General features: G+C 67.7%; 12 protein-coding genes. 9 read left to right on the forward strand and 3 right to left on the reverse strand.

All coding sequences use genetic code 11. From position 1 onward, the window contains the following. Positions 1-35: 35 nt before the first annotated feature. Complete coding sequence (locus tag IPI67_25060; protein ID MBK7583448.1) at positions 36-1,571, forward strand: DUF4114 domain-containing protein; 1,536 nt, start codon at positions 36-38, stop codon at positions 1,569-1,571. A 16-nt stretch (positions 1,572-1,587) separates the two neighbouring features. Here the strand turns inward: IPI67_25060 and IPI67_25065 are convergent, their stop codons facing one another. Beyond that, a complete protein-coding gene (locus IPI67_25065; protein MBK7583449.1) occupies positions 1,588-2,448 on the reverse strand; it encodes a UbiA family prenyltransferase in 861 nt (286 codons plus the stop codon). A 202-nt stretch (positions 2,449-2,650) separates the two neighbouring features. On the opposite strand from IPI67_25065, the gene IPI67_25070 reads away from it, so the two are divergent. Then, positions 2,651-3,988 (forward strand): hypothetical protein, encoded by a 1,338-nt coding sequence (locus IPI67_25070; protein MBK7583450.1) that lies wholly within the window; start codon positions 2,651-2,653, stop codon positions 3,986-3,988. Further along, positions 3,964-4,410, forward strand: a complete 447-nt coding sequence (locus IPI67_25075) for a hypothetical protein (GenBank protein MBK7583451.1) — start codon at positions 3,964-3,966, stop codon at positions 4,408-4,410. The genes IPI67_25070 and IPI67_25075 overlap by 25 nt, the downstream gene beginning before the upstream one ends. A 34-nt stretch (positions 4,411-4,444) precedes the next feature. Here IPI67_25075 and IPI67_25080 read toward each other — a convergent pair whose 3' ends face one another. Further along, positions 4,445-5,560, reverse strand: a complete 1,116-nt coding sequence (locus IPI67_25080; protein ID MBK7583452.1) for a hypothetical protein — start codon at positions 5,558-5,560, stop codon at positions 4,445-4,447. A 94-nt stretch (positions 5,561-5,654) separates the two neighbouring features. On the opposite strand from IPI67_25080, the gene IPI67_25085 reads away from it, so the two are divergent. From IPI67_25085 to IPI67_25110, 6 genes are all read left to right on the forward strand, one after another. Then, positions 5,655-7,034 carry a cellulase family glycosylhydrolase gene (locus IPI67_25085; protein ID MBK7583453.1) on the forward strand — a complete coding sequence of 460 codons (1,380 nt, stop codon included), beginning with the start codon at positions 5,655-5,657 and terminating at the stop codon, positions 7,032-7,034. Positions 7,035-7,102: 68 nt separating this feature from the next. Further along, positions 7,103-7,564 (forward strand): thioredoxin, encoded by a 462-nt coding sequence (locus IPI67_25090; GenBank protein MBK7583454.1) that lies wholly within the window; start codon positions 7,103-7,105, stop codon positions 7,562-7,564. A 130-nt stretch (positions 7,565-7,694) separates the two neighbouring features. Continuing rightward, positions 7,695-8,369, forward strand: a complete 675-nt coding sequence (locus IPI67_25095) for a hypothetical protein (protein ID MBK7583455.1) — start codon at positions 7,695-7,697, stop codon at positions 8,367-8,369. Between the two features lie 377 nt (positions 8,370-8,746). Then, positions 8,747-10,312: a hypothetical protein gene (locus IPI67_25100; protein ID MBK7583456.1), complete on the forward strand. Its 1,566-nt coding sequence runs from the start codon at positions 8,747-8,749 to the stop codon at positions 10,310-10,312. 155 nt (positions 10,313-10,467) lie between these two features. Then, positions 10,468-11,439, forward strand: a complete 972-nt coding sequence (locus tag IPI67_25105) for a hypothetical protein (GenBank protein ID MBK7583457.1) — start codon at positions 10,468-10,470, stop codon at positions 11,437-11,439. Positions 11,440-11,517: 78 nt separating this feature from the next. Continuing rightward, positions 11,518-11,811 carry a hypothetical protein gene (locus IPI67_25110; GenBank protein MBK7583458.1) on the forward strand — a complete coding sequence of 98 codons (294 nt, stop codon included), beginning with the start codon at positions 11,518-11,520 and terminating at the stop codon, positions 11,809-11,811. Positions 11,812-11,815: 4 nt separating this feature from the next. Here the strand turns inward: IPI67_25110 and IPI67_25115 are convergent, their stop codons facing one another. Further along, the gene (locus tag IPI67_25115) at positions 11,816-12,865 is read right to left on the reverse strand and encodes a type 2 isopentenyl-diphosphate Delta-isomerase (GenBank protein MBK7583459.1); all 1,050 of its coding nucleotides are present in this window, start codon (positions 12,863-12,865) and stop codon (positions 11,816-11,818) included. Between the last annotated feature and the right edge of the window lie 169 nt (positions 12,866-13,034).

Consider the following 13,034-nt stretch of genomic DNA (forward strand, 5'->3'; position numbering starts at 1 on the left):
GGGCGCGTTCTCCAAGAAACGTGTAGCCTGGGCGCATGTCCCGCGCTCTCTTCGCCGTGGCGTGCTCGGCCGTCTTGCTCTTTGCCCAGGCGGCGTTCGCGCTCACCCAGCCGAACGGCGCGACGATTCCCGTGGGCGGCAGCCTGCAGAGCCTCTTCACCGGTCGCGGTGAGGCCATCAACGCGCTGAACGACGCGGCCACGACGCCGGAGACCTTCACACCCAGCTGCGGCCTCACCTTCGAGGTGCTGCAACGCAACGCCGGCTATAAGAACTCGTTCGGTTGGTACAACGTGACCGGGGCAAAACCCGCGCTCGGTGATCACCACGAGTTCCTGACCTGCAACGATGGCGTAGGGACCATCAAGACCCTCGACATCAAGAAGGACCCCGCGTACCAGGGCGGGCTGATTGGTTTCTATCAAGCCACGGGGAGCTGCGCGACCGTCAACAACAACAACGCCATCTTCTTCAGCGAGATCAAGTACAACCCGGACGGCAACCAGGCGAACCCGTACATCCACCTGTTGATCTACAACAGCACCGTCACCCCCAAGGCCTTCTACTTCGGCTGGGAAGATCTGCTCTCCGGCGGCGACAACGACTTCGACGATCTGACCACGTTCGTCACGGGGATTTCTTGCTCGGGTGGCGGCGGAAAGTGCCAGACCGGACAGCCGGGCGTGTGCGCCGATGGCACGAATCAATGCCAGAGCGGCAAGCTGGTGTGTGTGCCGCTCGTCGGGCCTTCTGCCGAGACGTGCGACGGCTTCGACAACGACTGCAACGGCTCGGTGGACGACGGCGACATCTGCCCGGCTGGCCAGGTCTGCGACAACGGCAACTGCGTCCCCAAGTGCGGCGGCGGCGAGTTCAAGTGCCCGTCGAGCAAGGTGTGCAAGACCGACAAGGGCGTGTGCGTCGATCCAGCCTGCCTCACGGTGGACTGCCCGGAGGGCACGAAGTGCATCGGCGGAAGCTGTGTGGATCCGTGCGCCGGTGCGGTCTGCCCGCCCGGCCAGGCCTGCATCGCGGGCAATTGCATCGATCCATGCGGGGCCATCACCTGTGACACGAGCCAGGTCTGCGCGGCGGGTGCCTGCATCGACAAGTGTCAGTGCGCCGGCTGCCCTGCCACCGATCAGTGTGAGACGAGCGGCATCTGCAGCCCCACGGCCTGCGTCGGCAAGACCTGCCCTGCCGGCCAGTACTGCGCCAGCGACGGATCATGCGCCGACGCTTGCGGCGGCGTCGTGTGCCCGAAGGGCCAGCTCTGCACCCAGGGCCAGTGTGCTCCGGACACGACCGGCACGGGCGGCGCGGGTGGTGCAAACGATGGCGGCGCCGGCGTCGGCGGTGGCATCTCCCTTGGCGGAGGCGGCGGCAACTCCGGGACCGGCGGCGGCGGCAAGGGGGGTGGGGTGAACGGCGGCAGCCAGGGCGGCGTGACACCGGCCTCCGAAGAGAGCGGCTGCGGCTGTCGCGTGGCAGGTGGCGCAAACCGCGCATGGCCGCTGCTGCTCGCCGCAGCCGGACTGCTCCTCGGAGCCCGGCGACGCCGCAAACCCTGACCAGCGGCGCAGGCGCTCACGGAGCGCGCGACGATACTAGGGCGGTGTGCTCGACGCTGAGCCACCACCCGTTACTCCGACCGCTGAGCGTGGTCATCACGATCAGCGCGAGCCACACCAGGCCGAACACCAGCCGCACGCGGTTCCAGTACGTCTTGGCGCCGCCGCTGCCGTACGGAACAACCAGGGCCAAGAGCAGGAGCGGCCCGACCAATCGATGCAGCGTCAGCGTGGCGAACCCCGCCGTCAGCACCATCCACCCGCGCAGGAGCCACAGCGTCTTCGTCTCGCCGAGGGCGACCGCGGTCGTCGACGTGCCGGCCTCGGCGTCTTCGTGCCGATCCCGCAGCACCTGGATCAGCTCGAACGCCCCGGAAAACAGCCCGAGCTCGACCACCAGCAACCAGCCCAGGGTGCGATCGAGCGGGACGGCAACGAGCGCCATGGCCCCGCCGCACACGGCCATGACGAGCACATCGGCGTACGCCACCTGTTTCACCTTGGCCGAGTACAACCAACACAGCCCCTCGCCGAGCGCTGCGGCAAGCAAGAGACCCGGACTCCAGAGAAGCGCGGTCGCCGTGAGCACCACACCGAGGCCCACCTGCGCACCGATCGCCGCCGAGCGATGCTGGTCCAGAAAACGAGTCTTGTCCGGCGCGCGTCCGGTGCGCAGATCGCGATCGAGATCCGCGTAGTCGTTGGTCAGATAGGCGAGCAGGTTCAAGAGCAGCGCAAACCCGGTCCGAACCAGCATGTCGCGGACGCTGAGGCCGAGCGCAACCATCACCGAGACCGCCCCGGCGAGGTTCGCCATCTCGAGCCGACGCAACCGAAACGCGGCGACGTCCCAGAGGATGCGCAGGGCGTTCAACATCGGGCAGGCTCGCTGCGCACGGCCGACTGCGAGCCGTGGACCGCGGCGGCCCGCCCGGGCTTTTTCGTGGCAAATTGCCGCTTGTGCCGGGCGCGATCGGATCGGGTCAAAGGACTAACGCCATCGAGTCTAGCTTGCGCTGCGGGGGAAATCGACAATGCTCGCCCGTCGGCTCGTCGACGCGTCGATCGCCTGGAAACGAATGCCACGCCCATCCCTGAAGAGCCTGGTGATTGTCGCGCTCCTCGTGCTGATCGCCCTGTGGCTGCACTGGCCCTCGCTCGGCGCAGGCCTCGCCGCGGACGACTACCTCAACCGAGCCATGCTCGACGGCGAGTACCCGGTGGCGCGCTCGCCGCTCGATCTGTACTCGTTCCTGCGGCGCCCGGGTGAGCTCGCGCCGCTGCAAGACGGCGGCATTGCTCCCTGGTGGAGTCACCCGGATCTCAAGCTGAGCCTGCTCAGGCCCCTGGCGAGCCTGCTGCTCTGGCTCGACCACAGTGTGCTCGGGTTGTCGGCCCGCGCGCAGCACGTGCACTCACTGCTCTGGCTGGCCGCGTTGATCATCGCGTACTTCGTCTTCGTCCGCCGGGTCGTGGCGGAGGGTGCGGCGCTGATTGCAACGGCGGTGCTCGCGTTCGACTCCGCCCTGGTCGCACCCATTGCCTGGATTTGCAACCGCACCGCGCTGATCAGCGCGACCTTCGGCGCGCTCGGCCTGTGGGCGTATCTCCGGCACCGGGAGGACGGTTGGCACCCTGGGGCGAAGCTTGCCCTGGTCTTTTTCACGCTCGCCCTGGCCGGGGGTGAGTACGCAATCTGCGCCCTGGCGTACGTGCTCAGCTACGAGCTCGCAGCGACCCGCGAGCCGCTCGGCATCCGGCTGCGTGGTCTCGCGCTGGCCGTGGTGCCGGCGGCGCTCTACTTGAGCGTGCACATCGCCCTCGGTTATGGCGCGAACGGCTCCGTCGTCTACATCGGCCCCTTCCAGAGCCCGAAGCAGTTCCTCAGCGAGGCGACGCTGCGCATCCCCGCCATGATCGCCACCGAGCTGCTCCTGGTCCCTGGCGAGCAGTTCTACGGCAAGCTCATCGCACGTTCGCCGGAGCTCTGGACGTCGCTCATCCCGCTCACGCTGGTGGTGGTGCTGATGGCCGGCACCTGGCGCCGGGCCGAGCCTCGCGCGCGCTGCCTGCTCACGATGTGTGCGCTCGGCGCGCTCTTCGGCATGCTGCCGCTCACCGGCACCATCCCCTCCGTCCGCCTGCTCTTGATCGCGAGCTTCGGCGGCAGCGCGCTGATCGGAGCAACCATCTGGGACTCGGCTGCGCTGGTCGCCCACGCCGACTCTCGCGGCCGCGCGCTCACCTGGCTGAGGGCCGCTGCCACGTTGCCGGTGCTCGTCGTTCACCTGGGGTTTTCCGCGCGTTTCACCCACGACCACACCATCTTGTGGAAGAACATCGTCGGCGGGATCCGCGCCAAACACCTGGCCGCCAGATCGACGATGACCTGGTGGCGACCGAGGAGCTGTTCCTGATCAACGCCGGCGGCGAGATCGCCTCGATGATCTACCCACCCTGGGTGCGCCACGCACGCGGCGCCCCGCTGCCACGGCGCTGGCGTGTGCTGACCATCGCAAACGCCGAACAGCACCTGGTGCGTGTGTCGGACGACACGCTCGAGATGGAGGTCACGCGCGGGCACATGTTCGAAGATCCGACCTCGCAGATGTTCCGGGAGCCCAGCTTGGTCTTTCATCCCGGCGACAAGGCCACGCTGCCGGGGCTCGAGGTCACGGTGCTCAGCGTCGATGGCTGGGCACCCAAGAAGGTGCGTTTCAAGTTCGAGACCAACCTGGACGATCCGAAGCGGGTGTTTCTGCTGCTGGAGAATGGCCGCATGCGGCGCGCTCTGATGCCCGAGGTCGGCGGCGACTTCGTGGTCCCGCCGTTCGGTTGACCACGCTGGCGCGGTGGACCGCGTCAGCCCGGTCTCACTGCGAATCGTCCTCGTCTTCGTCTTCCGTGGCGGCCGGCGCGCTCGCGTCCCCCGCGTCGGCCGACCCGGCCTGGGCGTCACCTGCGTCGGCCCCCGCGTCATCCCGCGGGCCCACATGACCGCGCATGCGCTGAACCTGGGCTTGCATGAAGGTCGCCGTCTGGTCGTGCCCGTCCTGCCCCACCCACGTCATCGTCAAGAACGACGTCGAGCTGAAGCGCGCGGACAGGATGCAAGCGGTCAGGCGATCAATCGTGATTTCACCGTCGGCATCACCGCGCAGGTTGGCGAGGGTTGCGGTGAGCCCGGGCTCCGTCGGGTGCGGGACCTCTTGCCGCGGAGCCTGATGGCGCGCGCGAATGCCGATGCGCGCGGTCTTCTTGGTCAGCGCGATCAGCGTCGCGTCCGCGATCTGCAGCGCCTTGACACCCCGCGCCTCCATCGGCGCGCTGAACCGCCAGCGCGCGCCCACACCGACCGGCTCCGGCGGCAAACGAAATGGAAAATAACGCTGCCCGCTCAGGGCTTCGTCGAGGATCTTCTTGATCTCGGGCGGAGGCACCACACCGCCGACGTTCTCGGTCGTAACCGAGATGATTTCTCCGTTTTCGGCCACGAGCGAGCGCGTGGTCAGCCCCTTGAGCAGGCCGAACGCCGCGTTCAGCTTGGCCAGGAAATCCGCCGGCGCAGTCGGGCTCGAGAGCTCGATGCGCTCGAGCGTCGCGCGTTCATCGACCATGCGCAGTTTTCTACCGTCGCGCTCCTCGACCACGGGATCGGCGGTGCCACGCTGGACCTCGACGTTCAGCCTCAAGCTTGACGTCGGCGCCTTGGCGGGCGGCATGTCGGAGCGCCCGAAGGAGCCATCACTCTCCGTCTCGAGCTCGTAGACGAGGCCTGCCCAGCGCCCGAGCTCGAGCTTGAAGCGCGGCTCGGCGCCCTGGCTCAGGACCTCGACTGCGCCTGGCGCGGGCTCTGCCCCTGCATCTGGTGCAGAGCCGACGGGTTTCTTGCGGCACATGGTGTCGCAGCCGGGAGCAAACAACGCCAGGACGAGCAACGCCCGAACGACGCGCCGTCGCTCCGCTCTCGGGCGAGTACCGCTGTGCATCGGGGCTGACGCTATCACGCGCATCGATGGCCGAGCCACGAGCTCGGGCGGTCGCCATTCGCCCGCTCTTCGCGGCTGATCTAAGCTGAGAGCGATGCTGAGAGCGATGCTGAGAGCAGGCTGGGTCATGGGCCTCCTGATGGCGGTCGTCGGCTGTGGCGACGGCGATGAACCCGAGCCCGCGAAACCGCGCAGCTGGCACGTCGCCGGCGGAGCGATCCGCGATCCGGAGGGACGCGCGGTGCTCCTGCGCGGCGTGAACCTCGCCAACGCACACAAGCAGCCTCCGTATCTGGCCTTTCACGGGCCCGCAGATTTCAAGCGTCTGAGCGGCGACTGGGGCCTGAACCACGTCCGGTTTCTGCTCTCGTGGTCGGCCATCGAACCCGAAAAGGGCAAGTGGAACGAGGCTTACCTGGACGACGTCGCCACCCGCATGGACTGGGCGCTCGCCGCCGGCCTCCGGGTCGTGCTCGACATGCACCAGGACGTGTACGGTGAGGGGTTCGGTGGCAACGGTGCCCCTACCTGGACCTGTGACGACGCGCACTACCTGAAGTTCACGCCGACCACCCCGTGGTTCCTCAATTACCTCGATCCGGAGGTCGTCGCGTGTGTCGATGGTTTCTGGAACGGCAGCGAGCTGCGCGCGCATTACACGGAGGCGTGGGTCCGGGTGGCCACGCGGCTCGGAAAACATCCCGCCGTGCTCGGCTTCGACCCGATGAACGAACCGTTCTGGGGCTCGCACGCCACCCTCACCTTCGATGCCGAGGTGCTGCAGCCGTTCTTCGAAGACTTGACCCGCGCGATCCGCACCGAGGCTCCCGACTGGCTGGCGTTTCTGGAGCCCTTCGCCGGCAAGAACCTCGGGTTCGCCACGAGCCTCCGGCCATTCGGGGTGAAAAACGTCGTCTACGCGCCGCATGCGTACGACACCAGCGCCGAATCGGGGCAGGGCTTCGCGCCATCTTCGCGCGCGGCGTTCATTGCGCGCATCAGCCAGCTCCGCGCGGAGGCCGACGAGCTCGGAGTTCCGCTCTGGATCGGCGAGTACGGCGGCACCTCGGGCTCGCCGGGCATCGAGGCCTACGTCGACGCCGCGTTCGACGGGGCCGCTGCGAATGCCGCGGGCTCGGCCTACTGGTCCTACGACAAGGACGGCGGCTACGGCCTCTTGAATGAAGACGGCAGCGAAAAGAAGAACGTGCTGGCGGAGCTCGTGCGCCCCTACCCGGAGCGGGTCGCCGGCGATCTCGTGGACTTCGAGTGGGACGAGGCCGCGAGCCGGCTCTTGGTGCGCCTGATCCCGAAGAACCTGGGCGCCGCGACGGAAATCCGCGTGCCGGCCGCTGTATATCCGAACGGCTACCACGTGAGCTGCGGCAGCTGCGAGAGCGAACAGCTCGCCGGCAAAGTGCTGGTCCGAGGTGTCGAGCCCGGCAACCCGGCGTTGATCGAGCTCGCACCGTGAACAATTTCCGTGGACCCGCTCGGGCCGGGCTTGGCAACCTCGGGGGCGTGACGGCAAAGGCCACGCTCGTGTTCCTCGCGCTCTCGAGTCTCGCCGGTTGTGAAACGGACGCACCGACTCCTCGCAAGGAACCACCACCAGCGCCGGCGGCAAAGGTCGAGCTGGTCGAAGCCGAGGCCACCACCGACGCGGTCTCCGTGATCGCGCGGGAGGCTGCGCGCGCGCAGAAGGACGGGCGGAAGCTGATCGTGTACGTGGGAGCACCCTGGTGCGAGCCGTGTGTGCGCTTTCACAAGGCAGCGGCAGCGGGCGAGCTCGACGCCAAGTTCCCCGACCTGCGCCTGCTCGAGTTCGACCACGACCGACACGAAGCAGCGCTCACCGCTGCCGGCTGTGTGTCGCGGTTGATCCCGCTCTTCGCGCGCCCCAGCCCCGACGGCCGCTGCTCCGAGCAGCGCATGGAGGGGTCGATCAAAGGCGAGGGCGCGGTCGCGGAGATCAGCCCGCGGCTCGCCGAGCTGTTGAGGTAACTCCGCCAACGCTCGGGCTCCTGTCGCATGGGCATCCCGTGCGAGTGGCGTCTGCGATGGCCTGAGCTCGAAGCGCTGTACTCGGCGCCCCGCTCGCGTCGCAAGGCGAAGCCGCGTACACTCTCTCGACATGCGGGCGGCTTGGAGCATTGGCAGCGCGGCGTTGCTCACCAGCGCGTGTCTGTCGCTCGGCTCGTCCGAAGACGACTCACCGCCCGCCGATGCAGGAACCGGCGGCACGAGCGTGGCGGATGGCTCCTGGTTGACCGGCGGCAACTCGAGCGGTGGCGCCGCCGGTACTGCAGGCACGACCGGCAGCGGTGGCGCACCGGGCGGGTCCGGCGGCACCACCAGCGGCAAATGCAGCGTCGACGCCGACTGCGACGACAAGAACCCCTGCACCAACCACTTCTGCACGAACGGGGCCTGCGCCTTCGCACCCACGACCACCGACGACGGCAACCCCTGCACGCTCGACTCCTGCGATCCCGTGCTCGGCGTTCAGCACGCTCCGAAGAGCTGTGACGACGGCAACGCCTGCACCACCGACAGCTGCAACCCGTCGACCGGCTGCGTGAACGCACCGAAGACGTGTGATGACAAGAACGAGTGCACGGTGGACACGTGTGCACCGGCCACCGGCTGCAGCTTCACCGCCATCGCCAAGCCCACCACGGTCTGCGGCACGTATTGCAACAGCGGGTTCTTCATTTCCGGCCAGAGTTGTCTGGTCTCGGTGTGTTCGGGCGCCTGCACCTACGGTTACAATCGCGTGACCTGCTCCCCATCTGCGGAGCCAAGCTGACGACGTGTGACACGTTTTGCCCGACCGGCTACGTGGCGGATTCGAAGACTTGCTCCGGCGCGTGTGCGGCCTCGTGTGGCCTCGACGGCAACGCAACGGTGTGCAAGAAGTCGGGCTGACGACGCGCGCGAACACGGGTGGGACGCGATTTGCGCCCAGGGAGTGTCCTATCCCTCCGGCGGCGCCCAGATCACCAACACCTCGCCGTCCGACGCCCGCAGGTAGACCAGCATGCCGGCGTCGTCCCTGCGCAGGCAACGAACCCGAAAAGGAGCAGCAAGAGAGAGCGCATCCCCGCAACACTAGCCCGGCCGTCGGTCGCGTGGCGAACGCGGGCGCGACGTAGCTTTCGCCCTCGACCGCGCTATTGTGCCGGCATGCTCTGGCAGGCGCGGCTCCCCCGCACATTGGCACTCACGCTGTCCCTCGCCGGGTGCTCGGGCACCGAAGCCGGCGACGTCCCTGGGACCGGCGGCACCGCCAGCGGCGGCGCGGGCGGAGTCGCGGGCAGCGCAGGCACAGGCGGCGTCGAGGCCGCGCCGGACGGCACTCTGCCGTCGCACCCGAGCCAGCTTCCGTTCTCGTACTCGCGCCCCGACAAGGGCACGCCGCTCAGCGCCGCGGAGCTCGACCAGGCGACGACGGACTATCTCGATCTGCTGAGCAAGCTCCGCTACTTCGAGTTCCTGGACGAACGCGTGCATGGTTGGCCGGAGTCGAGCGGTGGGTACTGGTACGGCACGTGGTGGAGCGGCGCCGACGTCATCAAGCAGAGCGGCAAGCTCACCTACCGCCACAACGACGTCGGCGGGGACAACAACGGGCTGCGAACCGCGCCTCTGATGGAGGGCGTGTGTTTTGCGCATGCGCTCTGGAAGAAACCCAAGCACGAAAAGCTGCTCCGACGTTTGATCCGCGGCTTCAGCTCCTGGTCCTTGGCGATGGTCACTCCCGGCGGCGAACCCGAAGGAGCGCTCCTCACGCGCGCGGCCTATCTGGAGAACTTCACCGACACCGACCGCGACCTGAGCGTCGATTACAGCCTGAACCGGCCGGGCAAAGACAACGGCGCCACGGAGTACGTTCAGATCGCGAAGAACCCCAGCTTCGGGGACATCTGGGTGAAGAACAAACGCTCGAAGGACGACATCGGCCACATGTTGCGCGCCGCCTCCCAGCTCGACTCGTGCGCATCGAGCCTGAGTGCGGCGGGCAAACAAGACCTGAGCGAGCTTCGACGGCTGTATGTCACCTGGGCCCGTCGAGTCGAGGACGACGAGTGGAAGATCGCGACCTACGACAAGAGCCTGAAGGTCTGGTATCCGGCGGGGCTCGCGACATTTTCGCTCCTGGGTAACGCCGAGTGCACGCCGGTGCTCTCGATCCGCCTGTTCGGGCGCTGGGCGCCTCGAGACGACGTCAATTGTGGCAACGGGGTCGGCGGTCTGGACACCGCCATCAGCAACGCCAACGATCAGAACGGCGAGATCCTGCGCTCGTTCCACGAAGCGACGGCCAACGCGGCGCTGATCGCGAACCAGACCGACCTGGCGCAGAAACTCCTCGGCGGTCTCGCCCAGCGCCTCGATCAGAGTCTGGACGGCTTCGAGGCCGGCACTCCGCCCAAGTTCATGGACGAAAAGAGCATGTCCGATCTGATCGTCCACTCGGCCAACGCGGGTGTGCCCCTCACCTCGCGCGAGGTCCGCTTCCTGCACACGCAGCTGAAGGTGGCGAAACAGAAGCTGCTGTCGAGCTCGAACGCGGCGTCGCTCGACACCAGGAGCGCATCCGTGCCCGATGGCAGCTACGCGTTCGAGCCGTCGAGTGCGGGCGTCGACTTCAAGAGCCTGGGCGCGCTGCTCGGTACCTGCGCCGCACAGTACCGAAACCCGAGCGGCAAACCCGTGTTCGACTGCAAGAAGGTCGCGGCTGGGAACTGAAGCTGGGTCGGGGCTGCCGCTTCACGCAGTCGAGGCTGCGGGCGCGCGTGGAGCTCGCGCCGGCCGAAATACGCCGCGAGGTTCTTCGAGCTCCCGTGCCAAGCCGCTCACGGATGCGACTGCGGCGCGCTGCCGAGTTCGAGTAGTCTCACGTCGTGCCCTCCACGCTCCGTGTGCTCCTGGCTCTGGCAGTCGCCGTCGGCTGCAGCCCGGCACCCGCGCCGCCGGCACTGAGCGCACCGCCGGAACGCGCCGCAACGAGCGCGCCGAACCCCGGGCCCACGGCAGCTCCTTCCCCACCCCCGACAGCGTCCGGCTCCGCAGCCCCGCCACCGGCACCCGCCTGGGAAGAGTCTCCGCTGAAGCGTTTGCCCCCGGAGTTCGTCACCTTCGGCGAGAGCCCGCGCCTCGAGTGCGGCAAGTTTGTCCTCGAGGCGCTGACGGATGCTTCGAGCAACAACGAACCGTACGTTCGTGTCACGGCTCACAACGGCAAGCCAATCTACCAGGCCAAAGGCCGAGAGTACTCGGTCGGGCGCGGCGAGCCGCGCATGCGTATGTCGCTGCTCGCCGACTGGTGTGGTGATCTCACCGGGGACGGCGTTCCGGAGCTCTTGCTCACCGAACGCACGATGGGGGCCCACTGCTGTTACACCCACTACGTCGTGTCGCTGACCTCGCCGACGCATCGCCTGTTGATGTGGGAGAAGGGCGACGGCGGACACGGCGTGCTGCCGGTGAAGCTCAAGCCCGGAGCGACCTGGCAGCTGCTCAGCTGGGACATCATCGACCCGCCGTTTTCGGTCGCCGCGGGAGACCCGGTCTTGTCCTACGCCACCACACCGTCGTTCCCCATCGTGTTCGATCTGGTCGGCGGCAAGTACCAAAAACATACGTTCGCATTCGGAGCAGCGCTCGCCAAGCGTCGCGAAGCGGAGCGTGCCGAGTGCCGCGACAAACCCGCTCAGTGCGAGCTCTCCGAGCTCCTCGAGTGGGGCTACGGCCTGATCATCGGCGACTGGGCCCAAGAAAAATCGGCGGCCGTTCCCGACGCAGAGCTGCGAACGCGCCTGGACGTTCGCGCCGCCGCGATGAAACGTCTGCTCGAACAGCGCCTCGGTCGCTGAAGCGCGGGCGCTCTAACAAGCACGCAGCCGAGGGTCGTCGAGCGCCGACGCCCCGCCGAAAGCTGCTAATATCGACGAATGTTCATCGCTCGTTTGCTCGCGGTGCTGGTGACCGGCAGCCGCGTCGAACGGGAGGCGGTCTTGCACGATGCGATCCTGTTGCGGCTCGCGGATGGCACGCTCTGCCAGGGCAGGGCGCTGGTCCTGTCGTCACTCGAACGCGGCGGCGGCGCTACCTACAGGGTCATCGACGCCGGGCCCGACAGCGTGAGCGTCGCGCTCCAGGTTCCCGACGTGCCCGGCCACCTGGAATTCACGCTGCGCGGCGAGGCCGTCGACGGAAAGCTGATCGCGGTCCACGTCGAGGTCTGAACCCTCAGCCTGCCTGGCTGATCCACCGGGAAAACTCGCTGGAAAATAGCCGCGGCACCCGGCGAAGGGCCGCGAGATCCGGTGCACCGCTGAGCAGCATCGCCGCTCGAAGCTCCTCCTCGATGCGATCGAAGAGCGCGTTGGCAGCGTCCACTCCGCCGCTCTCGAGCGCCTTCAACACCGGGCGCGCGAGCCCGGCTGCGTTTGCCCCGAGCGCCACGGCTTTGGCCACGTCGAGCCCCGAGCTGACTCCGCCGGTGGCGAAGACACTGTCGAAGCCATGCCCAGCCACGAACACGAGACTCACCGCAGTCGGGATCCCCCAGTCCCAGAACGTCTCGCCGAGCGCGCGCCGCGAAGCATCCCCGCGATGGGTCTCGACCGCAACCCAGCTGGTCCCTCCGGCGCCAGAGACGTCCACATGCCGCACTCCGCGCGCGCGAAGTCGCCGGGCCACGTTCGCCGAGATGCCGCAGCCCGTCTCCTTGACGACGACCGGCACGGGCAGCTCCCGAACCAGACGCTCCAGAGTGTCGAGCCCGCCGCGAAAGTCTCGATCGCCGCCCATTTGCACCAGCTCCTGGGCTGGGTTCAAGTGCACACACAGCGCGTCGGCGCCGACGGCCTGCACGAGCCCGCCGAGCTCGTCGCTCGACATGGTCGTTGCTTGCACCAGCCCCACGTTGCCCAGCAGCAGCACGTTCGGCGCAACGTCGCGCACCGCGTAGCTAGCGAGCAGCGACGGATCCTTGTGCATGGCGCGCTGACTTCCGAGCCCGAACGCGTATCCCCGTGCTTCCGCCAGCGCAGCGAGGTCTCGGTTGATGCGCCCGGCTCGCTCCGTGCCACCCGTCATTCCCGCGATCAAGATCGGCGCTCTCAGTAGCTTGCCGAGCACGTTCGAGCCGAGGTCGAGCTCATCGACCGCCAGCTCCGGCAGTGCGTTGTGCACGAAGCGCATCTGCTCGAACAACGTCGTGGTCTGACGGAAGCCGACGTCGCCGTGGGCCGCGAGATCCAGGTGGTCGTCCTTGCGCTTTCCGATCTCGCTCATCGAGGAAGAAGCGGGCCACACATGGGCGAAAAAGAGAAGGCGGAAGCGCGGACCGCGAGAGCATTGACAGCCCCGCGGCCGCTCCCTACGCTTTGTCCGGAAAATGCCTAAGAGGTCGAGGACTTCCGCGAGAGGTGGGGGCTCGGCACGCCGCCCGCCGCGAGCCAAG

The organism is Myxococcales bacterium, from assembly GCA_016706225.1.
In the GTDB taxonomy this organism is placed as follows: Bacteria; Myxococcota_A; Polyangia; order Polyangiales; family Polyangiaceae; genus JADJKB01.